Annotated in this window: 25 protein-coding genes; all 25 read left to right on the top strand. The window is 47.9% G+C overall.

Going from position 1 to position 26080, the window contains the following annotated elements:
- Window positions 1-75 precede the first annotated feature (75 nt).
- The 25 genes from KHN79_RS09835 (at window position 76) to flhA (ending at window position 26067) form a co-directional block, all read left to right on the top strand.
- Window positions 76-1209: a flagellin gene (locus KHN79_RS09835; protein ID WP_182008627.1), complete on the top strand. Its 1134-nt coding sequence runs from the start codon at window positions 76-78 to the stop codon at window positions 1207-1209.
- Between the two features lie 468 nt (window positions 1210-1677).
- Window positions 1678-2808 (top strand): flagellin, encoded by a 1131-nt coding sequence (locus KHN79_RS09830; RefSeq protein ID WP_182008626.1) that lies wholly within the window; start codon window positions 1678-1680, stop codon window positions 2806-2808.
- Between the two features lie 66 nt (window positions 2809-2874).
- Complete coding sequence (gene flaG, locus KHN79_RS09825) at window positions 2875-3309, top strand: flagellar protein FlaG (RefSeq protein ID WP_182008625.1); 435 nt, start codon at window positions 2875-2877, stop codon at window positions 3307-3309.
- Between the two features lie 63 nt (window positions 3310-3372).
- A complete protein-coding gene (fliD, locus tag KHN79_RS09820; protein WP_182008624.1) occupies window positions 3373-5379 on the top strand; it encodes a flagellar filament capping protein FliD in 2007 nt (668 codons plus the stop codon).
- A 3-nt stretch (window positions 5380-5382) separates the two neighbouring features.
- Complete coding sequence (locus KHN79_RS09815; protein ID WP_182008623.1) at window positions 5383-5688, top strand: flagellar protein FliT; 306 nt, start codon at window positions 5383-5385, stop codon at window positions 5686-5688.
- A gap of 13 nt (window positions 5689-5701) precedes the next feature.
- On the top strand, window positions 5702-6112 hold the full coding sequence (fliS, locus tag KHN79_RS09810) for a flagellar export chaperone FliS (RefSeq protein WP_182008622.1): 411 nt from the start codon (window positions 5702-5704) through the stop codon (window positions 6110-6112).
- A gap of 286 nt (window positions 6113-6398) precedes the next feature.
- The gene (locus KHN79_RS09805) at window positions 6399-7865 is read left to right on the top strand and encodes a sigma-54 dependent transcriptional regulator (RefSeq protein ID WP_182008621.1); all 1467 of its coding nucleotides are present in this window, start codon (window positions 6399-6401) and stop codon (window positions 7863-7865) included.
- A 196-nt stretch (window positions 7866-8061) separates the two neighbouring features.
- The gene (locus KHN79_RS09800) at window positions 8062-9093 is read left to right on the top strand and encodes an ATP-binding protein (RefSeq protein WP_182008620.1); all 1032 of its coding nucleotides are present in this window, start codon (window positions 8062-8064) and stop codon (window positions 9091-9093) included.
- A gap of 35 nt (window positions 9094-9128) precedes the next feature.
- Window positions 9129-10544: a sigma-54 dependent transcriptional regulator gene (locus KHN79_RS09795; RefSeq protein ID WP_182008619.1), complete on the top strand. Its 1416-nt coding sequence runs from the start codon at window positions 9129-9131 to the stop codon at window positions 10542-10544.
- Window positions 10545-10685: 141 nt separating this feature from the next.
- On the top strand, window positions 10686-10997 hold the full coding sequence (gene fliE, locus KHN79_RS09790; protein ID WP_182008618.1) for a flagellar hook-basal body complex protein FliE: 312 nt from the start codon (window positions 10686-10688) through the stop codon (window positions 10995-10997).
- A gap of 14 nt (window positions 10998-11011) precedes the next feature.
- Window positions 11012-12754: a flagellar basal-body MS-ring/collar protein FliF gene (fliF, locus tag KHN79_RS09785; RefSeq protein WP_182008617.1), complete on the top strand. Its 1743-nt coding sequence runs from the start codon at window positions 11012-11014 to the stop codon at window positions 12752-12754.
- Window positions 12747-13802 carry a flagellar motor switch protein FliG gene (fliG, locus tag KHN79_RS09780; protein ID WP_182008616.1) on the top strand — a complete coding sequence of 352 codons (1056 nt, stop codon included), beginning with the start codon at window positions 12747-12749 and terminating at the stop codon, window positions 13800-13802. The genes fliF and fliG overlap by 8 nt, the downstream gene beginning before the upstream one ends.
- A gap of 82 nt (window positions 13803-13884) precedes the next feature.
- A complete protein-coding gene (gene fliH, locus KHN79_RS09775) occupies window positions 13885-14685 on the top strand; it encodes a flagellar assembly protein FliH (protein WP_182008615.1) in 801 nt (266 codons plus the stop codon).
- 3 nt (window positions 14686-14688) lie between these two features.
- Window positions 14689-16008 (top strand): flagellar protein export ATPase FliI, encoded by a 1320-nt coding sequence (gene fliI / locus KHN79_RS09770; protein WP_182008614.1) that lies wholly within the window; start codon window positions 14689-14691, stop codon window positions 16006-16008.
- Window positions 16009-16014: 6 nt separating this feature from the next.
- Window positions 16015-16458: a flagellar export protein FliJ gene (fliJ, locus tag KHN79_RS09765; protein WP_182008613.1), complete on the top strand. Its 444-nt coding sequence runs from the start codon at window positions 16015-16017 to the stop codon at window positions 16456-16458.
- Between the two features lie 152 nt (window positions 16459-16610).
- Complete coding sequence (locus KHN79_RS09760) at window positions 16611-18086, top strand: flagellar hook-length control protein FliK (RefSeq protein ID WP_182008612.1); 1476 nt, start codon at window positions 16611-16613, stop codon at window positions 18084-18086.
- An 84-nt stretch (window positions 18087-18170) separates the two neighbouring features.
- Complete coding sequence (fliL, locus tag KHN79_RS09755) at window positions 18171-18668, top strand: flagellar basal body-associated protein FliL (protein WP_182008611.1); 498 nt, start codon at window positions 18171-18173, stop codon at window positions 18666-18668.
- A 7-nt stretch (window positions 18669-18675) separates the two neighbouring features.
- Window positions 18676-19716, top strand: a complete 1041-nt coding sequence (gene fliM / locus KHN79_RS09750; protein ID WP_182008610.1) for a flagellar motor switch protein FliM — start codon at window positions 18676-18678, stop codon at window positions 19714-19716.
- Window positions 19717-19778: 62 nt separating this feature from the next.
- Window positions 19779-20189: a flagellar motor switch protein FliN gene (gene fliN / locus KHN79_RS09745; RefSeq protein WP_182008609.1), complete on the top strand. Its 411-nt coding sequence runs from the start codon at window positions 19779-19781 to the stop codon at window positions 20187-20189.
- A gap of 2 nt (window positions 20190-20191) precedes the next feature.
- The gene (gene fliO / locus KHN79_RS09740) at window positions 20192-20680 is read left to right on the top strand and encodes a flagellar biosynthetic protein FliO (RefSeq protein ID WP_182008608.1); all 489 of its coding nucleotides are present in this window, start codon (window positions 20192-20194) and stop codon (window positions 20678-20680) included.
- Window positions 20667-21536 (top strand): flagellar type III secretion system pore protein FliP, encoded by an 870-nt coding sequence (fliP, locus tag KHN79_RS09735; protein WP_182008607.1) that lies wholly within the window; start codon window positions 20667-20669, stop codon window positions 21534-21536. Before fliO ends, fliP begins: the two co-directional genes overlap by 14 nt.
- Window positions 21537-21561: 25 nt before the next feature.
- The gene (gene fliQ, locus KHN79_RS09730) at window positions 21562-21831 is read left to right on the top strand and encodes a flagellar biosynthesis protein FliQ (protein WP_182008606.1); all 270 of its coding nucleotides are present in this window, start codon (window positions 21562-21564) and stop codon (window positions 21829-21831) included.
- 8 nt (window positions 21832-21839) lie between these two features.
- On the top strand, window positions 21840-22622 hold the full coding sequence (gene fliR, locus KHN79_RS09725; protein ID WP_182008605.1) for a flagellar biosynthetic protein FliR: 783 nt from the start codon (window positions 21840-21842) through the stop codon (window positions 22620-22622).
- Window positions 22623-22631: 9 nt separating this feature from the next.
- Window positions 22632-23762 (top strand): flagellar biosynthesis protein FlhB, encoded by a 1131-nt coding sequence (gene flhB / locus KHN79_RS09720; RefSeq protein ID WP_182008604.1) that lies wholly within the window; start codon window positions 22632-22634, stop codon window positions 23760-23762.
- Window positions 23763-23967: 205 nt separating this feature from the next.
- Complete coding sequence (gene flhA / locus KHN79_RS09715; protein WP_182008603.1) at window positions 23968-26067, top strand: flagellar biosynthesis protein FlhA; 2100 nt, start codon at window positions 23968-23970, stop codon at window positions 26065-26067.
- The last annotated feature ends 13 nt before the right edge of the window (window positions 26068-26080 follow it).

The following is a 26080-nucleotide window of genomic DNA, read 5'->3' as shown; positions in this document are numbered from 1 at the left end:
TAACTTTGAGAGAACTACTTGGTTTTCCGAGACGTCGGAAACCGCATTACCGGAAAATCAATTGGAGAAATCACCATGGCAGTGAATGTAAACACAAACGTAGCAGCGATGACTGCACAACGCTACCTGAACAGCGCAAACTCAGCACAACAAACATCAATGGAGCGTTTGTCTTCTGGCTTTAAAATCAACAGCGCGAAAGATGACGCAGCGGGTCTGCAAATCTCAAACCGTCTGAACGTACAAAGCCGTGGTCTGGATGTCGCTGTTCGTAACGCGAACGATGGTATCTCTATTGCACAAACTGCTGAAGGTGCAATGAACGAGACATCTAACATCCTGCAACGTATGCGTGATTTGTCTCTACAATCTGCAAACGGTTCAAACTCTAAAGCAGACCGTGTAGCTATTCAGGAAGAAGTAACGGCTCTGAATGATGAGCTAAACCGTATCGCAGAAACTACCTCTTTTGGTGGTAACAAGCTGCTTAACGGTACGCACGGTACTAAGTCATTCCAAATCGGTTCTGACAACGGTGAAGCTGTGATGCTTCAGCTAAAAGACATGCGTTCAGACAACAAAATGATGGGTGGTGTGAGCTACCAGTCTGAAAACGCGAAAGGCGAAAACTGGAGTGTTGCTGAAGGTAAGAATGACCTGAAAATCAGCCTGACAGACAGCTTCGGTGAAGAGCAGGAAATCTCGATTAACGCGAAAACGGGCGATGATATCGAAGAGCTAGCGACTTACATCAACGGTCAGACTGATCTTGTAAATGCGTCTGTAGACCAAGAAGGCAAACTACAGCTTTTTGCAGGTAACAACAAAGTTGAAGGTGATGTATCGTTCTCTGGCAGCCTGTCTGGTGAACTGGGTCTAGGCGACGGTAAAAAAGTAACGGTTGATACTATCGATGTAACATCAGTAGGTGGCGCGCAAGAATCAGTTGCTATCATTGATGCAGCGCTTAAGTACGTAGACAGCCACCGCGCAGAATTAGGTGCATTCCAAAACCGTTTCAACCATGCGATCAGCAACTTAGAAAACATTAACGAGAACGTGAACGCGTCGAAGAGCCGTATCAAAGATACTGACTTCGCGAAGGAAACGACGGCAATGACTAAGTCACAAATTCTATCGCAAGCGTCAAGCTCAATCCTTGCGCAAGCGAAACAAGCGCCAAACTCAGCGCTAAGTCTGCTAGGCTAATTTCCAGCTTAAGACCAGAACCTCATTGGCTCGTGGTGAGAGATGAGCGAGTAAACCCAGCTTCGGCTGGGTTTTTTTCTATGTGTGGAAATTTGATAAGCGACTGAAATAGCTAAGGTAGATGCGCGTCACATTTTAGTGACCAGAGGACGTTAATCGAAAAAATTTGAGTATTTCCCCTAAAGGTTATGTCTTGGTCGCCGTTAAAGGGATTGAGAGAAATGAGATGTACCTAAGTGAGGTGAGAGACACGACGGTGCATCAACTAATACCAATCACAGTAATTTAGTGATCATAAGTAGTTAAGCGGAAGTGTTTGATAACCAAGCGTACTTTTTCGGTCGGTTGTTGCTCTGCAACCAAACCGTCTTTAATAACGAAAAACGTAACGCAGGTGTTGAATGTTTAGCAAGCTAAGATGAGTGGCTATTTACTTCGGTTGGTATCAAGCCTACAGGAGATTAATTTATGGCGATTAACGTTAATACTAACGTTTCTGCGATGACCGCACAGCGTTACCTAAACCAAGCGGCTGAAGGTCAACAAAAATCAATGGAGCGCTTGTCTTCGGGTTATAAAATCAATAGCGCGAAAGACGATGCAGCGGGCCTGCAGATTTCAAACCGATTGAACGCACAAAGCCGTGGTCTGGACATGGCAGTACAAAACGCGAACAACGGTATTTCTATTGCACAGGTTGCTGAAGGTGCAATGAATGAATCTACCAACATCCTACAACGTATGCGTGATCTGTCGCTTCAATCATCGAACGGCTCAAACTCGAAAGCAGAACGTGTAGCGATTCAAGAAGAAGTAACAGCCTTAAACGACGAGTTAAACCGTATTGCGGAAACTACTTCTTTTGGTGGTAACAAACTTCTGAATGGTACTTTCGGTACTAAATCTTTCCAAATTGGTGCTGACTCTGGTGAAGCAGTAATGCTTACTATGGGCAACCTGCGTACTGATACTTCTTCAATGGGTGGTAAGAGCTACTCAGCAGAAGAAGGTAAAGACGCGTCCTGGGCTATCAGTGATAAAACTCAGCTTACGATGAGCTACACCAACAAGCAGGGTGAAGAGAAAGAACTGACTATCAACGCGAAACAAGGCGATGATATCGAGCAGCTAGCGACTTACATTAACGGTCAGAGCGAAGATGTGAAAGCGTCTGTAGGTGAAGACGGTAAGTTACAAGTATTTGCAGCTTCGCAAAAAGTGTCAGGCGACGTTGAGTTCTCTGGCAACCTGGCAGGCGAGATCGGTTTCGGCGATGCAAAAGACATCACCGTTAATGACATCGACGTAACTTCGGTAGCGGGCTCTCAGGAAGCTGTTGCAATCATTGATGGCGCACTGAAGTCAGTAGACAGCCAGCGTTCTTCACTGGGTTCATTCCAAAACCGCTTTAACCACGCGATCAGTAACCTGGAAAACATCAATGAGAACGTAAACGCGTCAAATAGCCGTATTAAAGATACTGACTATGCGAAGGAAACGACGGCAATGACTAAGTCGCAAATCCTTCAGCAAGCGAGTACCTCAATTCTGGCACAAGCTAAGCAGTCACCATCTGCAGCGCTGAGTTTACTGGGCTAATCGGACTGATTCAGTCTAGGCGATAAGATACTTATCGTTAGTTCATAAGTTGGGAAGGAGATAATAATGGATATATCCTCCTACACATCGAACATCCAGTCTTACGGTGCAGAGGATGGCACCAAAGTTGCAAGTAAAAATGGCTATGGCATAGGCGTGCCGGGCTCAGCAAGATCTGTCAGTGATCTGTCGCTATTAAGCGCGAAAGGCACTGAACATGAGTTCTCTGTTCAAACTGCGGTTAAATTGGCGGAAAGTCGTCAGGAGTTTAACAGAGAAGAGCGTGAAAAAATGGTGGCACAGATGAACGAATTTGTGACGTCCATAAATAAAGGAGTGGCGTTTCGGGTGGATGAAGGATCTGGCAGAGACGTTGTGACGATTTACGAAACCCATAGCGGTGACATAATTCGTCAGTTTCCTGATGAAGAGTTGCTGGTCGTTCTGCGTCGCCTAGCTGAGCACACAGCTAACAGCGGTTTGTTAGCTGAGAAAGTGTAATACCAATACCATCAATTTAATGATTAGTGATGTTGGTATCAGTCGTTTTTTAGAGGTGGTTTGATGAGTTTAGGCCCATTAGGGATGTCTGGCGGCATGGATATCAATTCCATGGTCAGCAAAATTGTCGATGCGGAGCGCGTGCCAAAGCAGCAGAGCATCAACAATGAGCGCACGACAATTGATGCCAGTATCAGTGCCTATGGTCGGCTCAGAGAATCGCTGGATACGATGAAAAATCTCATGGCGAATTTCCGTCAGGAGAAAGCCTTTGCCGCCCGGACGGTTGAAACCACGGACGACAAAGTCGTATCTGCAACAGCAACTACTGATGCTATCGCTGGTAAGTATGCTGTCGATGTGTTGCAGCTTGCACAAAGCCATAAAATTGCGTCTGACGTTTTACCAGATGACGCAAAGTTTGGTCCGGGCAAGCTGCATATCTCACTCGGTGAAGCTGGCTTTGTCGTCAAAGTCAGTTCAAATTCTAAGCTCGTTGATGTCGTACGCGGCATTAATGGTGCAAAAAACAATCCTGGTGTACGTGCCTCTCTCATCAACGATGTTGATGGGCCGCGCCTTATCCTCGCCTCTGACCTCTCTGGTGAGGATCATCAAATCAGAATCAATGTGGATGCCGAACAAGGCAATCCGCTCAAGAAATTCGCCTACCAAACATTAGAAGACAGAGTTAAAGCGCTGGAAGAAGCGCGAACTGCGGCCGAAGAGGTTTTAGGGCCCTTAAGGAACCCTCAGCAAGCTGACGAATCAGATCTGTTGGATGAAAGCGGCAATCCTCTTCCTCCTAGCATGCAATCCTTAAAAGATAACTCTGGTGAGCAAGATGTCACCTCAAATGCACCTGTTTCTGCCTCTGGTGCTGCTGCAGCGAAAGCCGGCCAAGAAGCGCTCGATAAAGCGAATGAACGCGCTAGCTGGCGTCCGGAAGATCGAATTCCCGGCTGGACTGAAACCGCCTCAGGTACGCTGCTTGACTCCTATGAAGAGCCCGAGCTTGAACTGGACGAGAAGGCAATTGCTAAAGCGCCCGATGTTCCGGGTTGGAGCAATGCCGCATCTGGCACATTGACCGACTCTTATGTCACCACCAAAGAAGCCAAGCAACTTCTTGATCAGGAAAAAGCAGACATCGAACAGAAAATAGCCGATGAAAAGCAGGAACTTGATGCAAAAGTTGAGCGTGGCGAACTAACAGAAGAACAAGCGAAGCAAATTCAACGGGCTAAACTGACGCCTGAAGAGCGGGAGCGTCTGGATAAAATTGAGTCTGCCGAAGCCAAAATTGCGCAGGCACAGACGAGCTTTGAAGGTTATCTCGGCATGACCGAAGTTCAGGCTGGTCAAAATTCTGTCGTGTTACTTGATGGGGTAGCGAAGCTATCTAGTAACAACAACGTAATTGAAGATGCGATAGAGGGAGTCGACCTCACGCTTAAAGGAAAATCAGATCCTAATCAGCGACCGGCCGAGATTGGCGTTGAATATGATCGTCAGGGAGTCCGAAGCGATATAGAGAATTTTGTCGCGGCTTATAATTCGTTCTATCAGACCTCCCAGGCATTAGCGAGTGTCGATCCGCTTACCGGGCAAAAAGGTCCTCTGGCAGGCGACAGCACGGTACGAAGTGCCGATTCGCGACTTAAATCAGTTTTCTCTACCCGAATTGATAAAGCTCCGGAGCATCTTAAATCACTGACTGAATTCGGCATTACGACTACCCGTCAGGGTACTCTCGAAATCAACTACAACATGCTTGACCGCCAGTTGAACAACAACTTCAATGAGCTTGAGAAATTCTTTGGCGGAAATACCGGTTTCGCCAAACGGATTGAAGATGCGATTCAGGGGATTACAGGCGTTACGGGCAGTATTCGTACCCGAGAAAAAAGCCTGACTGAACAGAATTACCGTTTGAATGATGCTCAAGTGACACTGGATCGTCGTATGGAAAGCCTGGAAAAGCGTACCCACGATAAGTTTTCTGCCATGCAGGATGCGACCGGAAAAATGCAGGGTCAGCTGGGTGCGTTAATGAGTGCACTGGGATAATGAATGCTAAGTGAACTCAGAGAAATTCATGACATCGATCAACGTATTAAGCAAGAACTACAAAAAATAGACATTAATACTGAAGAAATTCTTCGTCTGGTCGATATCAGAGAACAGTTATTAGAAAACTTGCTGCCAGTTATTCACCAAAATCCATTGGTTAAGCAAGATGTCGAGTGGCAGGATTTGCTCACTCGTACCAAAAGCATTGTTGAGCTGATGCAATCAGAAACGTTGAAAACCGGACAAGAGCTGCACAAGTTGCGCTACGGTAAACGTTCGCTTCAGCAGTACAAAAAGTTTATTTAGAAAGAGGATTACTATGCGCGGATCTTTGCAAGCATACAAAAAGGTATCAGTCGACAGCCAGCTAAGCGCGGCTTCTCCGCACAAAGTCATTCAGATGCTAATGGCTGGTGCAATTGAGCGCCTTATCCAGGGTAAAGCAGCCATGCAAGCGGGCAACATCCCGGCAAAAGGGGAGCGCTTAGGTAAAGCGCTGGATATTATCATTGCACTACGCAGCTGTTTGTCGATGCAAGATGGCGGCGATATCGCTTCAAACCTAGATGCGCTGTATGAGTTCATGATCACGCAGATTTCAGCCGCTAACCATCAGAACGATCCTCAGCCTATTGATGACGTTATCGATATTATTCGCGAGATAAAATCAGCCTGGGATCAGATTCCGGGTGAGTTTCATAATCTGACCGCATCAGAAGTCGGCATTTAATAATTAAAACAAGGCGTTAGAGGTGATGGGTTATGTACCTTTCACTTAAGCAATAAATTGCTTAATAAAATGTAAAACAAGCGTAAAGCGATAGATTGCTTGGTTGCCTTATTTCTATATTCAAATAAAATAGAAGCCATTAGTAGCCCTAATGGCTTTTTTTGTTGCTGATTTTCTGATGAATCTCGTCAAGAGTGTGGTGATTCCGACCTCCGTACACACTCGTTCGAGCTAACCAAGGTACAGCCGCAACACACCGCAAAAATAAAGGCAATCATTCTTACCTATGCAAAGTTTGGCAAAGCTGCTTGTAATTGATGACGATGCGTCAAGTCGTTTAAATTTAAGCAATATATTGGAATTTGTTGGAGAAAGTTGCGAAGCTGTCAGTTCTGATAAGCTGGGCGATATTGACTGGTCTGAACAATGGTCCGGTTGCATCGTAGGCGACATTTCGTCTGACTCTGCCGCGGAAACCGTCAGAGAGCATCTCAACAATGCTTATCATATTCCACTTCTCATCATGAGCAGTTTTCCGTTATCGGTTGATGAGCTGCCAAGCTTTGTCGGAGAGCTGGAGCTGCCTTTAAATTATCCACAGCTAAGCAATGCGCTGCGTCACTGTAAAGATTTCCTTGGCCGTAAAGGTGTCAACGTAGTCGCAAGTGCCAGAAAAAATACACTTTTCCGCAGTTTAGTTGGACAAAGTCGTGGGATTCAAGAAGTTCGTCACCTTATCGAACAAGTCGCAAAAACAGATGCGAATGTTCTGATCCTCGGTGAGTCAGGGACTGGTAAAGAAGTGGTCGCGCGTAACATCCATTATCACTCAACTTATTCTGACGGTCCGTTTGTGCCGATTAACTGTGGGGCGATTCCTCCTGAGCTTCTTGAAAGTGAGTTGTTTGGCCACGAGAAAGGTGCCTTTACCGGCGCATTAACAGCACGTAAAGGCCGGTTTGAGCTGGCTGATGGCGGAACACTTTTTCTAGACGAGATTGGTGATATGCCAATGCCTATGCAGGTAAAGTTATTACGTGTCCTGCAAGAGCGCTGTTTCGAACGGGTGGGCGGTAACAACACTATTAAGGTCAATGTTCGCGTGGTGGCTGCAACTCACCGCGACCTAGAGAGTATGATTAAAGAAGATACTTTCCGTGAAGACCTGTTCTACCGTCTCAATGTCTTCCCGATTGAAATGCCGGCACTAAAAGAGCGCAAACAAGACATCACTCTGCTGTTGCAAGAACTGATGGCTCGTTTAGAAGCCGAGGGCGGGCAGCCTATCTGCTTTACTCCGCGTGCGATTAACTCGCTGATGGAACATGACTGGCCGGGTAACGTGCGAGAGTTAGCCAATCTGATTGAGCGTATGGTTATTCTGTATCCGAACAGCCTGATTGACGTGAATCACCTGCCTACTAAGTACCGCTACAGTGATATTCCTGAATTCCAGCCGGAAGGAAATCCATTTGCTTCGATTGAAGAGCAGGAACGCGATGCATTCCAGGATATTTTCTCTCAGGATTTCAGTTTTGATGAGCTCAGTGACCTAGAGGGAAATGCCAACGCGCCTCAGGATCTGCCACCGGAAGGTGTTAATCTGAAAGAGATGCTGGCTGAGCTTGAGGTCAATATGATAAGTCAGGCACTTGAAGCGCAGGGTGGTGTTGTCGCAAGAGCTGCAGATATGCTCGGCATGCGCCGTACAACTCTGGTTGAGAAGATGCGTAAGTATAATTTACAGCGCTAATTCCAATTTTCAGCCTCACTTTATTTTTCAGCTTGGTCGTTTTTCTGACGCTAAGCTTTGAATGTTGTAGTGCAAATCTTACGTCAACTTATTGTCGTTGAATTAACTCGTTGATAAATATATTAAAACAGTTTGGTATGCTAATTGCTTACTAAGCTGTTTTACTATTTAGTGGCGATATTTCGACGGGCAGTTAATGGAAAATAGCACAAACCAATCCCATCTTGACTCAGTAGAAAATCAAGTCGAACGCTATAAGCAGGTACTAGACGTGATGCCAGCAGGAGTGATCCTGCTTGATACGTATGGTGTTGTGCGTGAAGCGAACCCGGAAGCATACCGAATCCTTGAAATTCCGCTGGTTAACGAGAAGTGGTTTAACGTCATCCAGGCGGCCTTTGACCCTCGTGAAGACGATGGCCATGAAGTCTCTCTGCGAAACGGACGAAAAGTTCGTTTAGCCATCTCTGCCTCTGAAACCGGTCAGCTTATCCTGATCACCGACTTAACCGAAACGCGTTTACTACAAGCACGTGTGAGTGACTTGCAGCGCCTGTCGTCGTTAGGTCGAATGGTTGCCTCACTGGCTCATCAGGTCCGGACTCCTTTATCCAGTGCGATGTTGTATGCCTCAAATCTCGCGGCGCCTAACCTTCCGTCGACTACACGAGAACGATTTCAGAGTAAGTTAATGGATCGTCTGCACGACCTGGAAAAGCAGGTCAATGACATGCTGCTTTTTGCAAAAGGCGGCGACAACAAAGTCATTAAGCCATTTACGATTGCTCAGCTGGTCGCGGAATATCAGCCGATGGTAGAAGCCGCCCTAAAAACCAACAGCATTGATTATTTCCTTGAAGTTGAAGAGGAACACACTGAACTGCTCGGAAATGCGAATGCTATTGCATCTGCATTGAGTAACCTGGTCATGAACGCGATTCAGATGTCAGGGAAAGAGTCACAAATCGATGTTTTCTTTCGCCCGGTAAACGGTGAATTACGCATTTCTGTTCAGGACAGCGGACCGGGTGTCCCTAAAGAATTACAAAGCAAAATTTTAGAGCCATTTTTCACGACACGTTCTCAGGGAACGGGGTTAGGACTCGCAGTCGTTCAAATGGTTTGCCGTGCCCATGACGGCCGATTAGAGCTTATTTCAGAGCAGGGTGATGGAGCCTGTTTCACCATGTGCATTCCGCTTGAGCGAGTGCACGCAGAAGCGCAATAAGCGGCTTCTTACCAAACAATTACTGGAGAATCAGAATGGCGCAAAGCAAAGTGCTGATCGTAGAAGACGATGAAGGTCTTCGTGAAGCCCTGGTGGATACTCTGGCTCTGGCAGGCTATGAGTGGCTGGAGGCTGACTGTGCAGAAGATGCCTTAGTCAAACTAAAATCAAACGCAGTAGACATTGTTGTGTCTGATGTACAAATGGCTGGAATGGGTGGTCTGGCGCTACTTAAAAACATCAAACAGAATTGGCCTAATCTTCCGGTTCTGCTGATGACAGCGTACGCCAATATCGAAGACGCCGTATCTGCGATGAAAGACGGTGCTATTGACTACATGGCTAAGCCATTTGCACCGGAAGTGTTGCTGAACATGGTCAGCCGTTACGCACCGATTAAAAGTGATGACAACGGTGATGCCGTGGTGGCGGACGAAAAGAGTTTGCGTCTGTTAGCACTGGCCGATCGCGTAGCCCGTACTGATGCTAACGTCATGATTTTAGGTCCAAGCGGTTCAGGTAAAGAAGTGATGTCGCGTTACATTCATAATGCTTCTAACCGTAAAAATGGCCCGTTTGTCGCAATCAACTGTGCCGCAATTCCGGACAATATGCTGGAAGCGACGCTGTTTGGTTACGAAAAAGGCGCGTTTACCGGAGCTGTACAGGCGTGTCCGGGTAAATTTGAACAGGCTCAGGGCGGTACTATTTTGCTGGATGAAATCAGCGAAATGGACCTCAGCCTTCAAGCCAAACTGCTGCGTGTACTGCAGGAGCGCGAAGTTGAGCGTTTAGGCAGCCGCAAGAGCATTAAACTTGATGTACGTGTTCTGGCAACCAGTAACCGCGACCTCAAACAATATGTATCGGAAGGAAACTTCCGTGAAGACTTGTACTACCGTCTTAACGTATTCCCGATTGCATGGCCGGCGTTGTGTGAGCGTAAAGGTGACATTGAACCTTTGGCAAAACACCTTGCTGAGCGTCACTGCGGTAAGATGGGTATGCCCGTCCCAAGGGTTTCTGCATCTGCTATTGAGAAGCTATTGCAGTATCCGTGGCCGGGTAACGTACGCGAACTGGATAACGTAGTACAGCGTGCCCTGATTCTGAGTGAAAACGGCGACATTGATGCTGAGCACATTCTTTTAGAAGGCATTGACTGGCAGGATGCGAACAGCCTGCAACGCGTGGTGCAAAATGCAGAAACTCTGGTACCGGATGTTAAGCCAGTTGCTCAGGCTGAGAGTATCACTCGCGTTGCCTCGACCCCAGGTGGTGAAGGCCTTGGCGGTGAATTACGCGATCAAGAGTATGCCATTATTCTCGATACTCTGGTTGAATGTAATGGCCGCCGTAAAGAGATGGCTGAGAAACTGGGTATCAGCCCACGTACGCTGCGCTATAAACTGGCTAAAATGCGCGACGCCGGAATTGATATTCCAAACTAAGCGTTGCTAGCTTAGACAGTTCTCGAGCTTAGTCAAAAGGCGAAATTAAACAGTGACATTACGCTGACGCCTTTTGGCACGTTAATTGCTCCAGTAGTATACAATTTTATTAATAGTCAAAGTTTTGGCTCTGAGGTAGTAATGAAAGTTGATGGTATTCAGGCAGAGATGCGCACCATGATGGTAGAAGCGACTAACACCGCTCCGGCCGCAACTGGCGCAAAGGTTGGTGCAGATTTTGGCGACCTCCTGAACAGCGCTATCAATAACGTAAACTCGCTTCAAAAAGCCTCGGGAGATATGCAGACTCGCTTTGACCGTGGCGACGCAGATGTCTCTCTTTCGGACGTTATGATTGCCCGTAATAAATCCAGTGTCGCGTTTGACGCAACAGTTCAAATTCGCAATAAGCTCGTCGAGGCCTATAAAGACCTCATGAATATGCCAGTGTAATTTAGGTAGTAAGTGTGGCAGAAAAGTCTACAGATTTAACCGTTACTGACGGCGGTACCGATGGCGCTTTAGTTGCGAGCTCTGAAATTGATGTGGAAAGTCAAAATCCAGATCTGGAAGAGCGCAGCGCCTCAAAATTTGATATGGCCGTTGGCGACCTCGATTTACTTCGACAGGTCGTGCTGGTGCTATCCATCTCCATCTGTGTTGCTTTGATCGTAATGCTGTTTTTCTGGGTCAAAGAACCAGAAATGCGTCCGCTTGGCGCCTATGAGACTGAAGAGCTTATCCCGGTTCTTGATTATCTCGATCAGCAAAAAATCAATTACAAACTTGATGGTAATACCGTTTCTGTTGAAGCCGTTGACTACAACTCGATCAAACTCGGAATGGTGCGTGCTGGTGTCAATAAGGCAACAGAAGCTGGCGACGATATTTTGCTGCAAGATATGGGCTTTGGGGTTTCCCAACGCCTGGAGCAGGAGCGTCTGAAACTCAGCCGTGAGCGACAACTTGCTCAGGCTATTGAAGAGATGAAGCAGATTCGTAAAGCGCGCGTGTTACTAGCCCTGCCGAAACACAGCGTATTTGTGCGCCACAATCAGGAAGCTTCTGCTTCTGTTTTCCTGACCCTTTCCACCGGCGCAAACCTGAAACAGCAGGAAGTAGACTCCATCGTGGATATGGTGGCAAGTGCCGTACCCGGAATGAAAACCTCCCGTATCACCGTAACCGATCAGCACGGTCGCCTACTAAGCTCAGGATCGGAAGACCCGTCCTCTGCTGCTCGGCGTAAAGAGCAAGAATTAGAGCGTAAACAAGAGCAGGGATTGCGTGAAAAAATTGACTCGGTACTGATCCCGATTTTAGGCCTGGGTAACTATACCGCGCAGGTTGATATTAAGATGGATTTCAGTGCGGTGGAACAAACACGTAAACGCTTTGATCCAAACACACCGGCAACGCGCAGTGAATACGCACTGGAAGATTACAACAACGGTAACATGGTAGCGGGTATTCCCGGAGCATTAAGTAATCAGCCGCCGGCGGACGCTTCAATTCCTCAAGATGTTGCGCAGATGAAAGACGGCGCTTTGATTGGCCAAGGTTCTGTGCGTAAAGAATCGACTCGTAACTTCGAGCTGGACACGACAATCAGCCACGAGCGTAAACAGACCGGAACCCTTGCACGCCAGACAGTATCCGTTGCGATTAAAGAGCATCGCCAGGTTAACCCTGATACAGGTGAAGTCACCTATACACCGATATCTGAAGGTCAGATCAACGCTATCCGTAATGTACTGATTGGTGCAGTCGGTTTTGACGAGTCACGCGGTGATTTACTTAATGTTTTAAGCGTTAAGTTTGCAGAGCCGGAAGCCGATCTTCTGGTTGAGCAACCAATTTGGGAACACCCTAATTTCAATGACTGGGTACGTTGGTTTGCCAGTGCGTTAGTTATCATCGTGGTTGTGCTGGTTCTTGTAAGGCCGGCAATGAAGAAACTGCTTAACCCGACTGGTGATGATGAAGATGAAATGTACGGCCCTGACGGTCTTCCGATTGGTGCCAATGGTGAAACCAGCCTGATTGGCAGCGACATCGAAAGCAGTGAGCTGTTTGAGTTTGGCTCAAGTATCGATCTGCCTAACTTACACAAAGATGAAGACGTACTGAAAGCGGTGCGAGCACTCGTGGCAAACGAGCCAGAACTGGCGGCTCAGGTTGTGAAAAACTGGATGAAAGACAATGGCTAACGATATCTTACCCCAGGGTGAAAATGGCGCAGGCATGCCAATTGAGTTTGATGCATCTACCATCAGTGGCGATGACAAAGCGGCCATTTTGCTGTTAAGCCTCAATGAGCAGGATGCTGCGGGAATCATCCGCCATCTTGAGCCGAAGCAGGTTCAGCGTGTCGGTAGTGCGATGGCTAAGGCAAAAGACCTGAGTCAGGATAAAGTATCAGCGGTTCATCGTGCTTTTCTGGAAGACATTCAGAAGTACACTAACATCGGCATGGGCAGCGAAGACTTCATGCGTAACGCTCTTGTCGCCGCACTGGGTGAGGACAAAGCGAACAACCTGGTTGATCAAATTCTGCTTGGTACCGGCTCTAAAGGTCTGGATTCGTTAAAATGGATGGATCCACGCCAGGTAGCGAGCATCATTGTTAACGAACACCCGCAAATTCAGACTATCGTTCTGTCTTACTTAGAAGCGGATCAGTCTGCGGAAATCCTGTCACAGTTCCCGGAGCGTGTGCGTTTGGATCTGATGATGCGTATTGCCAACCTTGAAGAAGTTCAGCCGTCAGCATTGGCAGAACTGAACGAAATCATGGAGAAACAGTTCGCTGGTCAGGCGGGTGCACAAGCGGCCAAGATTGGCGGCATGAAGGCAGCTGCGGAGATCATGAACTACCTGGACAACAACGTCGAAGGTCTGTTGATGGATCAAATCCGCGACCAGGACGAAGACATGGCGACACAGATTCAGGATTTGATGTTCGTGTTCGAAAACTTGGCCGAAGTCGACGATCAGGGTATTCAGAGATTGCTGCGTGATGTACCGCAAGACGTTCTGCAAAGAGCACTGAAAGGTGCGGACGACTCCCTGCGTGAGAAAGTGTTCAAGAACATGTCGAAACGTGCTGCAGAGATGATGCGTGATGACATTGAAGCGATGCCGCCTGTGCGCGTTTCAGATGTGGAATCGGCGCAGAAAGAGATTCTTGCTATTGCCCGACGTATGGCAGATTCCGGAGAACTATTACTCTCTGGCGGCGCGGACGAATTCTTATAATCTTTATTGCCCTGTGTTCTCCTGACACAGGGTATCTTCACTTCCAATCAAATACACATAATCGAACATAAATAGGTACGCCATGGCTATCGATAGAAAACGTGGATTTATCCGTCCCGATGAAGAAGATGCGATGATCGAACCGCAACGCTGGGGGCTGCCTGATTATGGCGAACCAAAGGCGAAGCAAGCCAAACAGACGGCGTTTAATTACGATCCGGGCTGGGTGCCTAGTTTTGATGAACCTGAAGAAGAACAAGTCCTTGAACTGACGGAAGAGCAGATAGAGCTCATCAAGCAAGGGGCTTATCAGGAAGGTTTGTACCAGGGCCAAGAAGCGGGCTTTAAGCAAGGCTATGATAAAGGCAAAGAAGAAGGCCTTCAGGCAGGACATGCTGAAGGATTAGAACTCGGTAAAGCAGAAGGCGTGAGTGCCGGACAGGAGTTCATTCAGCAGCAGGTTGAAGTCTTTATGAATATGGCCAATCAGTTTGCCCAGCCTCTGGAGCTGATGAATGCTCAGGTTGAAAAGCAGCTGGTGGACATGGTGCTATGCCTTGTCAAAGAAGTGGTTCATGTTGAAGTCCAGACTAACCCACAAATTATTCTCGATACCGTAAAGCAATCGGTAGAAGCGCTGCCTATTTCTGGCCATCCCATTACTTTACATCTCAATCCGGAAGATGTGGCCATCATTCGCTCAGCCTATGGCGAGCAAGACTTAGATTGCCGCAATTGGACTCTGGTCGCTGAGCCTTCACTTAACCGGGGCGATGTACAAATCGAAGCCGGTGAGTCGAGCATTCACTACCGTATGGAAGAACGTATCAAGAGCGTGCTGCAGAGCTTCTGTGGCGCAAACCGTCACCAAGAGGGCGAGTAACAAATGTTAGCGCTCGCCGACCGCCTGAAAAACTACAAAGTCGAAGGTTTAACCACGCGGCCTGTCGCGTCCGGGAAACTGGTGCGGGTTATTGGTCTGACGCTAGAAGCGACAGGGTGCCGGGCTCCTATCGGCAGTTTATGCCTGGTCGAAACCATGTCCGGTCATATGGAGGCTGAAGTGGTGGGTTTCTCAGGTGATAACCTGTTTCTGATGCCAAGTGAACAAATTACCGGTATTTTGCCCGGTGCTAAAGTTACCCCACTGACCAGTGATGCAGGTTTACCTGTGGGAATGGAGCTACTCGGACGCGTGATCGATGGTGTAGGCAATCCCCTTGACGGACTGGGACCTATTTATACTGAACAACGCGCTTCATTCAATGCAGAACCCATCAATCCGCTGGCGCGTAAACCTATCTCTGAACCTCTTGACGTCGGCCTGAAAGCGATTAACGGATTATTGACGGTAGGTAAAGGTCAGCGTATCGGCCTGTTCGCCGGTTCTGGTGTGGGTAAATCGGTTACACTGGGCATGATGACCAGAGGTACTACTGCACAGGTTGTTGTTGTCGGTCTGATTGGTGAGCGTGGACGAGAAGTAAAAGAGTTCATCGAAGAGATCCTAGGTGAAGAGGGACGCCGACGCTCTGTTGTTGTCGCGGCACCTGCGGACTCGTCGCCACTGATGCGTTTAAAAGGCTGTCAGACAGCACTTACCATTGCCGAATATTTCCGCGATCAGGGTTTGGATGTACTGCTCTTAATGGACTCGTTGACCCGTTTTGCTCAGGCGCAGCGTGAGATTGCTTTGTCTGTTGGTGAGCCACCTGCAACCAAAGGTTATCCGCCATCGGTATTTGCTAAGCTTCCCGCACTGGTTGAGCGTGCAGGTAATGGCGGTCCGGATCAGGGCTCAATCACAGCTTTCTTTACTGTCCTTACAGAAGGGGATGATCTGCAGGACCCGATTGCGGATGCGTCGAGAGCGATTCTCGATGGTCACATTGTACTGTCGCGTGAAATGGCGGATGCCGGCCACTATCCTGCAATAGATGTTGAGAAGTCAGTCAGCCGGGTTATGCCTCAGATAACGACTGAAGAGCACGTGCTGATGTCGAAAGCGGTACGACAAGTGCTGTCGATTTGCCGTAAAAATCAGGATTTGGTTTCAATCGGAGCTTATAAGCCGGGTACCGATCCGGCCATTGATGGCGCATTCACCATTAAGCCGAAGCTAGATGAATACCTGCAACAGCGTATGAAAGAATCCGTACCTTATGACATGTGCGTCAATATGCTGAAAAGCTTGTTAGGTGGGTAATAGCGCATGAACAACGCAATGGAATTTCTGCTTGAACAAGCCAAAGAGCGGGAAGATCAAGCCGTACTGGCCCTGAACAAAGCGCGCACCGAGCTGGAAGATTACTATCGCCAGGTTGAGCAAATTGAAAAATACCGTCTCGACTACTGCCAGCAGCTGGTTGATCGAGGGCAGGCAGGGTTAACTGCGAGTCAGTATGGGCATTTAAACCGGTTTCTTACTCAGCTTGATGAAACGCTGTCAAAGCAGAAACAAGCGGAGAGCCATTTTAAAGAACAGGTTGAAAATGGTCAGGAGTACTGGCTGAAAATGCGTAAAGAACGAATGTCCTACGAATGGATGATTGAAAAGCGCGTTAAAGAGAAACAAGTGGCCGAAGCAAAGCGTGAGCAGAAGCAAATGGATGAGTTCTCGACTCTTCTTTACAGCCGGAAGAGTCATCCATTCTAAGGTGGTATTTTAAGAGTTCTGTCTTACCTTTAGCTCGTACTCTCAGTGTCAGGAAATTTACGTTATAGATTGGCGTGATTTTTGCAGATTCATGTATTAATAACTCAGTTTTATAGCGATTTGGCTGAAGCGCCAACTATGAGAATGTTTATATGAATGTGTCTAATGTTTCTGCGGGTAATAAGACTTCGCTGCCTGAGTCTGGCACCAAAACGCCGGAAGAAAACTCAGAGAGTAAAGGCTTTTTTGAAACTCTGGCAGGCATTTTTACCGGTTCACAAAAGGAACAAGTTAAGGCTGTCAAATCGGCAGAGGAAGTCAGTGAAAAGGGCGTTACTTCAGCGGATCAAGCCTCAGAGTCTGAAGGTGATAACCTCAAGAACGCCGCAATTGATTCAGACATTAACCTTGACATAGCGCAGAGTGGTTCTGATTCAGAAGCGGGAAGCAACGTGACTCATTCGATGGATGAGGGGCAGCAATTACTCGGGCGAATTGAACAAGCGAATCAAACTTTGAGTGCTCAGAAGCAAGAAGCTGCGAGCGGTAATAGTTTGCCTCTCGAGTCGGCGGAGTGGCAATCAGGCTCTATTCAGGGTTCTCAAACGGCTACTATGTTTAATAATACGGACTTAGCTAAGCACATCTCGGTTGAAGAACTCGAAGCAATAGACACTAAACTGGCTCAGGGTAAATCACTGACGAAGCACGAAGCTGAAATACTCGAAGAGTTGAAAGCCGGAACTGCAATCGCAGAGCTCGCAGAGGAAGAGCTTGCCCAGTTGGTGGCTTTACCTGGAGACGTTAAACTTGCGCTTTCTGAAGCCCAGTCTAACACGACTCGCCAGGCAACAACTTCAGCGCTGACACCACAAGTATCGCAAGAATTGAAGCATACAGCTGTACAAGTACCAGCGCAGTCAGCCGATAAAGCGATAATGTCCACTGGTTCCGAAGGACTTACGGCTGCAGGGCTTAATCCAGCAGTTCAACAGATGGCGGCAAATACTGAAGTGAACCATAAGGCCATGAATGCAGCTTTGACCGGAGCACTTAAAGCCACGGCAGATTCTCAGGACAAAGGCGATTTACAGCACGGTCTGGCTGGTCAGCTCCAAGCTGCAGCGAGCCAGCAAGGCGTTGCAGCTACACAGCAAGCGCGGGCAGATGCAGCGCAACAAGCACAAATACCGTTGCAGCTGACGAAAGAGTTAGCGAATGACCAGGTCGCGGAAAAGGTGCAAATGATGATGTCCAAGAACCTAAAGAACCTTGATATTCGTCTTGACCCGCCAGAGCTTGGTCGTATGCAGATTCGTATGACGATGAACAGTGACTTGGCCAGTGTTCACTTTACTGTAACCAACCCACAGGCGCGTGATATCATCGAACAAACATTGCCACGATTACGGGAGATGCTTGCTCAGCAAGGTATGCAGTTAGCAGACTCTTCTGTTCAGCAGCAAAGTCGCGGCGACCAACAAGGTGGCAACTCCGCAATGGATCAGAATCGACCTGGCTCTGATAGCGGGGGGGTATCTGGTCGGTCAGACGACGGCCTTGAGGCTGGTGTTGAGATGAACGTGAACGTGGCTTCAGCACGTGACGGGATCAGCTACTACGCTTAATAGCTATGTAGAACATGCAGAAACAGAATACAGAGATTTTCCGCTTAACCGGCAGAACAAATAAAACAAAAATTAGAGACGAAAATGGCTGAACAACAGTTAGAAGGCGCATCAAAGGGAAAAGGTAAACTACTGATCGTAATTATCGCGGTCGCGATCTTATTACTCGGTGGTGGCGCAGCGGCATACTTTTTCATGGGTTCGGATGATTCGGCGCTGACGGATTCCGATCTTCAAAGAACTCAGAGAAGTTCAGCTGGCACGCCAATCTCATATGTGAACCTTGCCCAGCCGTTTGTTTTTAACGTAACGGGTGACAGCCGCGAGAGACTGGTACAAATCAAAACTCAGTTAATGGTACGAGGCTCAGATAATGAGGAGCTGGCACGTTACCATTCACCATTAATTGAGAGCACTTTATTGTCAACGTTTGCTTCTGCAACGATCGAGCAATTGCGTTCACCAATGGGCAGAGTTGACTTACGCGATCGCGCGTCAGACGACATCAAAGCAGCATTAAACGCCGCGGTTGGTGAACCGGTGATTGAAAAAGTACTGTTTACAGATTTTGTAATTCAATAGGTAAAACGTGACTGATCTATTAAGCCAAGACGAAATTGATGCACTGTTACACGGCGTTGACGACGTTGATGATGTTGATGAGAATGTAGAAGAAGATTCCGGTAACGCGGTCAGTTTTGATTTTTCATCTCAGGACCGTATCGTTCGTGGCCGTATGCCGACGCTCGAACTTATCAACGAGCGTTTTGCCCGGCACATGCGCATTAGCCTTTTCAACATGCTGCGTAAAACAGCGGAAGTGTCGATCAATGGCGTTCAGATGATGAAATTTGGTGAGTACCAAAATACGCTTTATGTACCAACCAGTCTGAACATGGTTCGTTTCCGTCCGCTTAAAGGTACTGCGCTTATCACTATGGAAGCTCGTCTGGTTTTTATTCTGGTAGAGAATTTCTTTGGTGGCGATGGTCGATTCCACGCAAAAATTGAAGGCCGCGAATTTACTCCTACTGAGCGACGCATCATTCAACTGCTGCTGAAAGTGGTCTTCGAAGATTACAAAGAAGCATGGTCACCGGTAATGGGCGTTGAGTTTGATTACCTCGACTCTGAAGTAAACCCGAGCATGGCGAATATCGTCAGCCCGACGGAAGTGATTGTTGTTAGTTCGTTCCATATCGAAGTCGATGGTGGCGGTGGCGACTTCCATGTGGTCATGCCATATTCCATGGTAGAGCCTATCCGCGAATTGCTTGATGCCGGCGTGCAGTCAGACAAAATGGAAACGGACGTTCGCTGGAGTTCTGCTCTGCGAGAAGAAATCATGGATTGTCCGGTTAACTTTCGTGTCAATTTGCTGGAAAAGGACATTTCTTTGCGTGACCTGATGGAACTTCAACCGGGAGATGTGATTCCAATCGAAATGCCAGAGCACGCGACGATGTTTGTCGAGGATTTACCGACGTATCGCGTAAAAATGGGACGTGCGGAAGAAAAACTGGCGATACAGATTTCTGAAGAAATTGAACGTCCGCATGTAGTAAAAACCGATTTAGCCTTCTTGGGTAAAGACATTCTGTCTGAACTTGAGAACGACGATGAAGATTAAAAGACGCCTTACTGGAATTCAATGCCTGAGCATGAGTAAGGTTTAAACACAGGACAGTAAAAATGGAACCAAGTGACGATCAAAAACTAGCAGATGAATGGGCAGCCGCACTGGGCGAAGACCCTTCTGCACCTTCTGTTGATGTAAATGAAGTACTGGCAGCACCACTGGAAGAGTTAAAAGACACCTCGTCGCCAATTTCAGATGATGAGCGTCGAAAACTTGACACCATCATGGACATTCCAGTGACGATCTCGATGGAAGTCGGCCGTTCACAAATCAGTATCCGTAACTTACTGCAATTAAACCAGGGATCAGTGGTTGAACTTGACCGCCTGGCCGGTGAATCACTCGACGTACTTGTAAACGGTACCTTGATTGCACATGGCGAAGTTGTTGTGGTAAACGATAAGTTCGGTATTCGTCTGACTGATGTTATCAGCCAGACTGAACGAATTAAGAAGCTGCGCTAAATATGACCGCTCTAGCCAAATTGAGAATCAGGCAACTAACGGCAATGCTTGGATTAATGCTGAGCTCACCTTACGCTTTGTCGGCACAAACAGAGATAGCGCCGGCAGCGGAGTCCGTTTCAGCGGCTGCGCGTACTTCAACGACAACCCCGCTTTCAACCGCTCCAACCAGTCTTGACTTAGCTACTACACTGGGCTCTCTGGTTTTAGTTATTGGGTTGATTCTGGGACTTGCGTGGTTACTCAAACGAATGAAAGTACCAGCGCTTGGACAGCAGAAAGGGATGCGCATCATAAGTCAGTTAACTGTTGGCCCGAAAGAGCGAATTGCAGTGATTCAAGTCGGTGATGAGCAGTTCTTAATTGGCATTACCACTCAGTCTATCCAGACTTTAGCCAAGCTTGAGAAACCGCTCGATGATCAAGAGCTGGCGAGCGGATCTTTTGCCAACCAATTTAGCCAGCTGATGAAGAAAAATGACAAAGGGTAATTCTATTCGCCTGTTCTTCAGTACGTTGATGTTGCTGGTGGGTGTGATGTTTAGTTCACTTTCGTTTGCTCAGGCTGAGGAATCGCCTCTGCCTGCAAACTTAGCTGAAGGCGACAGCGTCACCGTTCAGGCCATGCAGAGTGATACGGGTTCCAGCCGTGCGATGTCGGTTGGTAATGGCGGGGGGATTCCTGCTTTTACCATGACCACAAATCCGGATGGCAGCGAAGATTACTCAATAACGCTGCAGATTCTTGCTCTGATGACCATGCTTGGCTTCCTGCCTGCTATGGTGATTCTGATGACATCGTTTACCCGGATTGTCGTGGTGATGTCGATTCTTCGTCAGGCAATGGGTCTGCAACAAACGCCTTCTAATCAGGTGATCATTGGTATCGCGCTGTTCCTTACTTTCTTTGTCATGTCCCCAGTTTTGAATGAGATTAATGATAAATCCATTCAGCCTTATTTAAATGAACAAGTGACAGCCCGTGAGGCATTCGATGCTGCTCAGGTGCCGATGAAAGCCTTTATGCTTAAGCAAACGCGTATTAAGGACTTAGAGACCTTCGTTAATATGTCGGGTGAGCAAGTGGCAAATCCGGAAGATGTTTCGATGGCGGTACTGATTCCGGCGTTTATTACCTCAGAGCTGAAAACAGCATTTCAAATCGGCTTTATGCTATTTTTGCCGTTTTTGATCATTGATCTGGTGGTTGCCTCGATACTGATGGCAATGGGTATGATGATGTTGTCCCCGATGATTGTGTCTCTGCCATTTAAGCTGATGTTGTTCGTACTGGTAGATGGCTGGAATCTGATATTGTCGACGCTCGCCGGCAGTTTCGCCCTTTAGCCCGGCGCAGATGAGAGGATAAAACATGACTCCAGAAATGTTTGTCGAGCTGTTCCGTGATGCGCTTTGGATGGTACTTGTTATGGTTTGCGCCATCATCATTCCGAGCTTGCTTGTTGGTCTTCTGGTGGCAATTTTTCAGGCGGCGACATCCATCAACGAACAGACTTTGAGCTTTTTGCCACGTCTGATTATAACTCTGCTTGCTTTGATGATGTTTGGTCACTGGATGACACAAATGATGATGGAGTACGTCTTCAGTCTGATTGAGCGTCTGCCTCAGGTGTTGTACTAGGGGCTGGCATGGAGTATCCCACTCACATCGTCTTAGAATGGATAGCCAGTTACTTTTGGCCGTATGTACGTATTTCTTCCATGCTGATGGTGATGACGGTTACTGGCGCTCGCTTCGTCTCTCCCCGAATTCGTCTGTATCTTGGCCTTGCGATCACGTTTGCTGTGATGCCCGTTATTCCTGCGGTTCCTCAAGATATTCAATTGCTCTCTTTTCGTGGTTTTATGACCATTGCCGAGCAGATGATCATCGGCATTGCCATGGGCATGGTTACTCAGTTTATGATTCAGACTTTTGTTTTGCTCGGACAAATTCTGGGTATGCAATCCAGCCTGGGTTTTGCGTCTATGGTCGATCCGGCCAACGGACAAAGCACGCCTTTACTTGGTCAGCTGTTCATGTTTCTGACCACCATGTTTTTTCTCGCAACGGATGGCCATTTAAAGATGCTTCAGCTGGTTGTGTTTAGTTTTAAAACACTGCCGATAGGCTCAGGTACTTTAACCTCTGTGGACTTTCGCGAGATGGCAGGCTGGCTGGGCATTATGTTCAAAACTGCGTTGAGTATGTCGCTGTCGGGTATTATCGCCTTGCTGACTATCAACCTGTCATTTGGTGTAATGACCCGTGCTGCGCCTCAGTTAAACATCTTTTCGCTGGGTTTTGCCTTCGCCTTAATGGTGGGCTTATTACTTTGTTGGTACATAGTCGCTGGTCTTTACAGTCACTATGAACTTTACTGGGCTGTGGGTGAGGAGCAGATATGTCGCCTCATTCGCCTTGAGTGCTAGGAGGCTGATTTGGCAGAGTCAGACGGTCAGGAACGCACCGAAGAAGCCACGCCCCGAAGGTTAGAGCAAGCCAGAGAAAAGGGGCAGGTTGCACGTTCTAAAGAACTCGCTTCCGCGCTGGTACTCATTATCGGTGCGGTTTCACTGATGTGGTTTGGGGAGTCATTAGGAAGATCGCTGTTTTCCATTATGGGACGGTTATTTGACCTGAGCCGCGAAGAAATATTCGATACGGCAAAGTTGTTTGATATTGCTTTAGGGGCAATGACGGACTTACTTTTCCCACTGTTTCTTATCCTGATTACTTTATTTGTCGCGGCGATGATCGGTGCTGCAGGGGTAGGGGGCATCAGCTTTTCCGCTCAGGCGGCGATGCCAAAGATGTCCAAAATGAACCCGCTTAGTGGTCTTAAGCGCATGGTAGGCATGCAAAGCTGGGTTGAGCTGGTTAAATCGATCCTTAAAGTCGGCCTGGTGACCGGAGTCGCGATATATCTGATTCAGGCTTCGCAGGCGGACCTTATCCAGCTAAGTATGGATGTCTACCCGCAAAACATTTTTCACGCTCTCGAAATCTTGCTTAACTTTATTTTGCTGATCAGCTGTTCACTGCTGATTGTGGTTGCCATTGATATCCCTTTTCAGATATGGCAGCACGCAGACAAACTGAAAATGACCAAGCAAGAAGTCAAAGACGAATACAAAGAGACCGAAGGTAAGCCTGAGGTTAAAGGGCGAATTCGTATGCTGCAAAGGGAAGCGGCGCAGCGCCGGATGATGGCAGATGTTCCGCAAGCCGATGTAATCGTCACTAACCCGGAACACTTCTCCGTTGCACTGCGCTACAAGCAGAAAACAGATCGCGCTCCGGTGGTCATTGCCAAAGGTACTGACCATATGGCAATGAAGATCCGAGAAGTGGCGCGAGAGCATGACATTACGATCGTTCCTGCTCCGCCACTCGCGCGAGCGCTCTATCACAGTACGGAGCTGGAACAGGAAATTCCGGATGGTCTGTTTGCCGCTGTCGCTCAGGTGCTGGCATTTGTCTTCCAGTTAAAGCAGTACCGCAAGCGTGGTGGTCAGAGACCGAAAATTCAGGATTATGATTTGCCAATCCCGCCTGAACATCGTCACTAGAAGCTCGGGTTATTTAAGTAATTCCTTGTTATTTATGTGGTTAGATTCTTAGCCATAATTTTGGCGCATAATGTGGTACGCAGATTGCTTAAAACACTGTCGCTAAAAACAATATAAACATTTGCCAAAGTGTTCGCGTAACAATTGCTTAGTAATATTGGTATTAACCACGCGACGCTTCAATTCAATTGAGATACCCCGCAGTATGAAGTTAAGCCTGCCATTTGCAGATAAATTGCCACGAATTCGTCAGCGTGAGATGCCAGCCATTGGTGCGCCTGTTATGGTTTTGGCCACCCTCGCAATGGTGGTTTTACCAATCCCTGCATTCCTGCTGGATATGTTTTTCACCTTCAATATCGCCTTAGCCATGGTGGTGTTGCTGGTCACAGTTTACACCAGACGTCCGCTCGACTTTGCTGCATTTCCTACCGTGCTTCTTATCGCAACGCTATTACGTCTTGCCCTGAACGTCGCTTCTACTCGTGTCGTATTGCTCAATGGTCACGAAGGTGGTGATGCAGCAGGTAACGTTATCGAAGCGTTTGGTAACGTTGTTATCGGCGGTAACTATGCTGTTGGTCTGGTGGTCTTCCTTATCCTGATGATCATTAACTTTATGGTAGTAACCAAAGGTGCAGGCCGTATCTCTGAGGTGAGTGCCCGCTTTACCCTAGACGCGCTACCGGGTAAGCAGATGGCCATCGATGCGGACTTGAATGCTGGACTAATCGATCAGGAACAAGCGCGCGTACGCCGTTTTGAAGTGACTAAAGAAGCAGACTTTTACGGCTCGATGGATGGTGCGTCAAAGTTTGTTAAAGGCGATGCGATTGCCGGTATCCTGATCCTATTTATCAACATCATCGGCGGTCTTGCGATTGGTATGGCGCAGTACGATTTAGGTTTCGGTGAAGCGATCGAAATCTACACACTGCTGACCATTGGTGACGGCCTAGTTGCTCAGATCCCGTCACTACTGCTGTCGATTGCGGCAGCGATGATGGTAACGCGCCAGAACACTGATGAAGACATGGGCGAACAGCTGATCTTCCAGATGTTCGACAACCCGAAAGCGCTGATGATCACGGCGGCTATCCTCGGTGTGATGGGTATTGTACCGGGCATGCCACACTTTGCGTTTCTCTCGTTAGCGGTAGTTGCCGGAGCGAGCGCTTACTTTATCGATAAGCGTCAAAAGCAGAAAGCGAGCGAGCCCGCGTTACTTGATAAAGCAGAGGACGGCAGCGAGCCAATTTCTCAGCGTGAACTATCTTGGGACGACGTACAGCCTGTCGATATTATCGGTTTAGAAGTGGGTTACCGTTTGATCCCGCTGGTGGATAAAGACCAGGGCGGTGAGTTGCTGGAACGTGTGAAAGGTGTACGTAAAAAGCTTTCGCAGGATTTTGGTTTTCTGATCCCGGCGGTACATATCCGGGACAATCTTGAGCTGACACCAAACAGTTACCGTATCACTCTGATGGGGGTTGCCGTCGGTGAAGCTGAGATACGTCCTGATCTGGAGCTGGCAATTAACCCCGGTCAGGTTTACGGAATGATTGATGGTGAACCAACCATGGATCCCGCGTTTGGTCTGGAAGCTGTCTGGATTCGTGAAGATCAGCGTGAACATGCTCAGGCTCTGGGCTATACGGTTGTGGACTCCTCCACGGTTCTGGCGACACACCTCAGCCAGTTACTCACCAACAATGCATCACAGCTGATTGGCCATGAAGAAGTGCAGAACCTGTTGGAGATGCTGGGCAGAAGCGCACCTAAGCTGGTGGAGAACTTCGTACCGGATCAGCTGCCGCTGGGTGTAGTGGTGAAAGTACTGCAGAACCTGCTTAATGAAGCGATTCCTATTCGGGATATCCGCACCATCATCCAGACCTTGGCGGAGTACTCAAGTAAGAGTCAAGAACCTGACATACTGACAGCCGCGGCCCGCATCAGCCTTAAACGTTTAATTGTTCAGGAAATCAATGGTATAGAGCCGGAACTTCCTGTTATTACATTGATTCCGGAGCTGGAACAAATATTGCATCAAACCATGCAGGCGTCAGGTGGCGAATCAGCGGGTATCGAACCGGGATTGGCCGAAAGATTACAGTCTTCACTCAGCCAGGCAACACAAGAGCAAGAACTGAAAGGCGAGCCGGCGGTTCTGTTAACGTCTGGTGTGCTGCGTTCAACACTGGCGAAGTTTGTGAAGAACACAATACCGAATCTCCGGGTACTCTCCTACCAGGAAATACCGGACGAGAAACAGATCAGAATTGTGCAAGCCGTGGGTAACTAGGTTAATAGTTCCT

This window comes from Vibrio sp. B1FLJ16 (assembly GCF_905175385.1).
Taxonomy (GTDB): domain Bacteria; phylum Pseudomonadota; class Gammaproteobacteria; order Enterobacterales; family Vibrionaceae; genus Vibrio.
This window is presented reverse-complemented; position numbering and strand designations above follow the sequence as displayed.

What these genes read in the sequence shown, in the direction of transcription:
- KHN79_RS09835 (WP_182008627.1), top strand. Translation starts at nt 76, where the DNA reads ATGGCAGTGAATGTAAACACAAACGTAGCAGCGATGACTGCACAACGC.
- KHN79_RS09830 (WP_182008626.1), top strand. Translation starts at nt 1,678, where the DNA reads ATGGCGATTAACGTTAATACTAACGTTTCTGCGATGACCGCACAGCGT.
- flaG (WP_182008625.1), top strand. Translation starts at nt 2,875, where the DNA reads ATGGATATATCCTCCTACACATCGAACATCCAGTCTTACGGTGCAGAG.
- fliD (WP_182008624.1), top strand. Translation starts at nt 3,373, where the DNA reads ATGAGTTTAGGCCCATTAGGGATGTCTGGCGGCATGGATATCAATTCC.
- KHN79_RS09815 (WP_182008623.1), top strand. Translation starts at nt 5,383, where the DNA reads ATGCTAAGTGAACTCAGAGAAATTCATGACATCGATCAACGTATTAAG.
- fliS (WP_182008622.1), top strand. Translation starts at nt 5,702, where the DNA reads ATGCGCGGATCTTTGCAAGCATACAAAAAGGTATCAGTCGACAGCCAG.
- KHN79_RS09805 (WP_182008621.1), top strand. Translation starts at nt 6,399, where the DNA reads ATGCAAAGTTTGGCAAAGCTGCTTGTAATTGATGACGATGCGTCAAGT.
- KHN79_RS09800 (WP_182008620.1), top strand. Translation starts at nt 8,062, where the DNA reads ATGGAAAATAGCACAAACCAATCCCATCTTGACTCAGTAGAAAATCAA.
- KHN79_RS09795 (WP_182008619.1), top strand. Translation starts at nt 9,129, where the DNA reads ATGGCGCAAAGCAAAGTGCTGATCGTAGAAGACGATGAAGGTCTTCGT.
- fliE (WP_182008618.1), top strand. Translation starts at nt 10,686, where the DNA reads ATGAAAGTTGATGGTATTCAGGCAGAGATGCGCACCATGATGGTAGAA.
- fliG (WP_182008616.1), top strand. Translation starts at nt 12,747, where the DNA reads ATGGCTAACGATATCTTACCCCAGGGTGAAAATGGCGCAGGCATGCCA.
- fliH (WP_182008615.1), top strand. Translation starts at nt 13,885, where the DNA reads ATGGCTATCGATAGAAAACGTGGATTTATCCGTCCCGATGAAGAAGAT.
- fliI (WP_182008614.1), top strand. Translation starts at nt 14,689, where the DNA reads ATGTTAGCGCTCGCCGACCGCCTGAAAAACTACAAAGTCGAAGGTTTA.
- fliJ (WP_182008613.1), top strand. Translation starts at nt 16,015, where the DNA reads ATGAACAACGCAATGGAATTTCTGCTTGAACAAGCCAAAGAGCGGGAA.
- KHN79_RS09760 (WP_182008612.1), top strand. Translation starts at nt 16,611, where the DNA reads ATGAATGTGTCTAATGTTTCTGCGGGTAATAAGACTTCGCTGCCTGAG.
- fliL (WP_182008611.1), top strand. Translation starts at nt 18,171, where the DNA reads ATGGCTGAACAACAGTTAGAAGGCGCATCAAAGGGAAAAGGTAAACTA.
- fliN (WP_182008609.1), top strand. Translation starts at nt 19,779, where the DNA reads ATGGAACCAAGTGACGATCAAAAACTAGCAGATGAATGGGCAGCCGCA.
- fliO (WP_182008608.1), top strand. Translation starts at nt 20,192, where the DNA reads ATGACCGCTCTAGCCAAATTGAGAATCAGGCAACTAACGGCAATGCTT.
- fliP (WP_182008607.1), top strand. Translation starts at nt 20,667, where the DNA reads ATGACAAAGGGTAATTCTATTCGCCTGTTCTTCAGTACGTTGATGTTG.
- fliQ (WP_182008606.1), top strand. Translation starts at nt 21,562, where the DNA reads ATGACTCCAGAAATGTTTGTCGAGCTGTTCCGTGATGCGCTTTGGATG.
- fliR (WP_182008605.1), top strand. Translation starts at nt 21,840, where the DNA reads ATGGAGTATCCCACTCACATCGTCTTAGAATGGATAGCCAGTTACTTT.
- flhA (WP_182008603.1), top strand. Translation starts at nt 23,968, where the DNA reads ATGAAGTTAAGCCTGCCATTTGCAGATAAATTGCCACGAATTCGTCAG.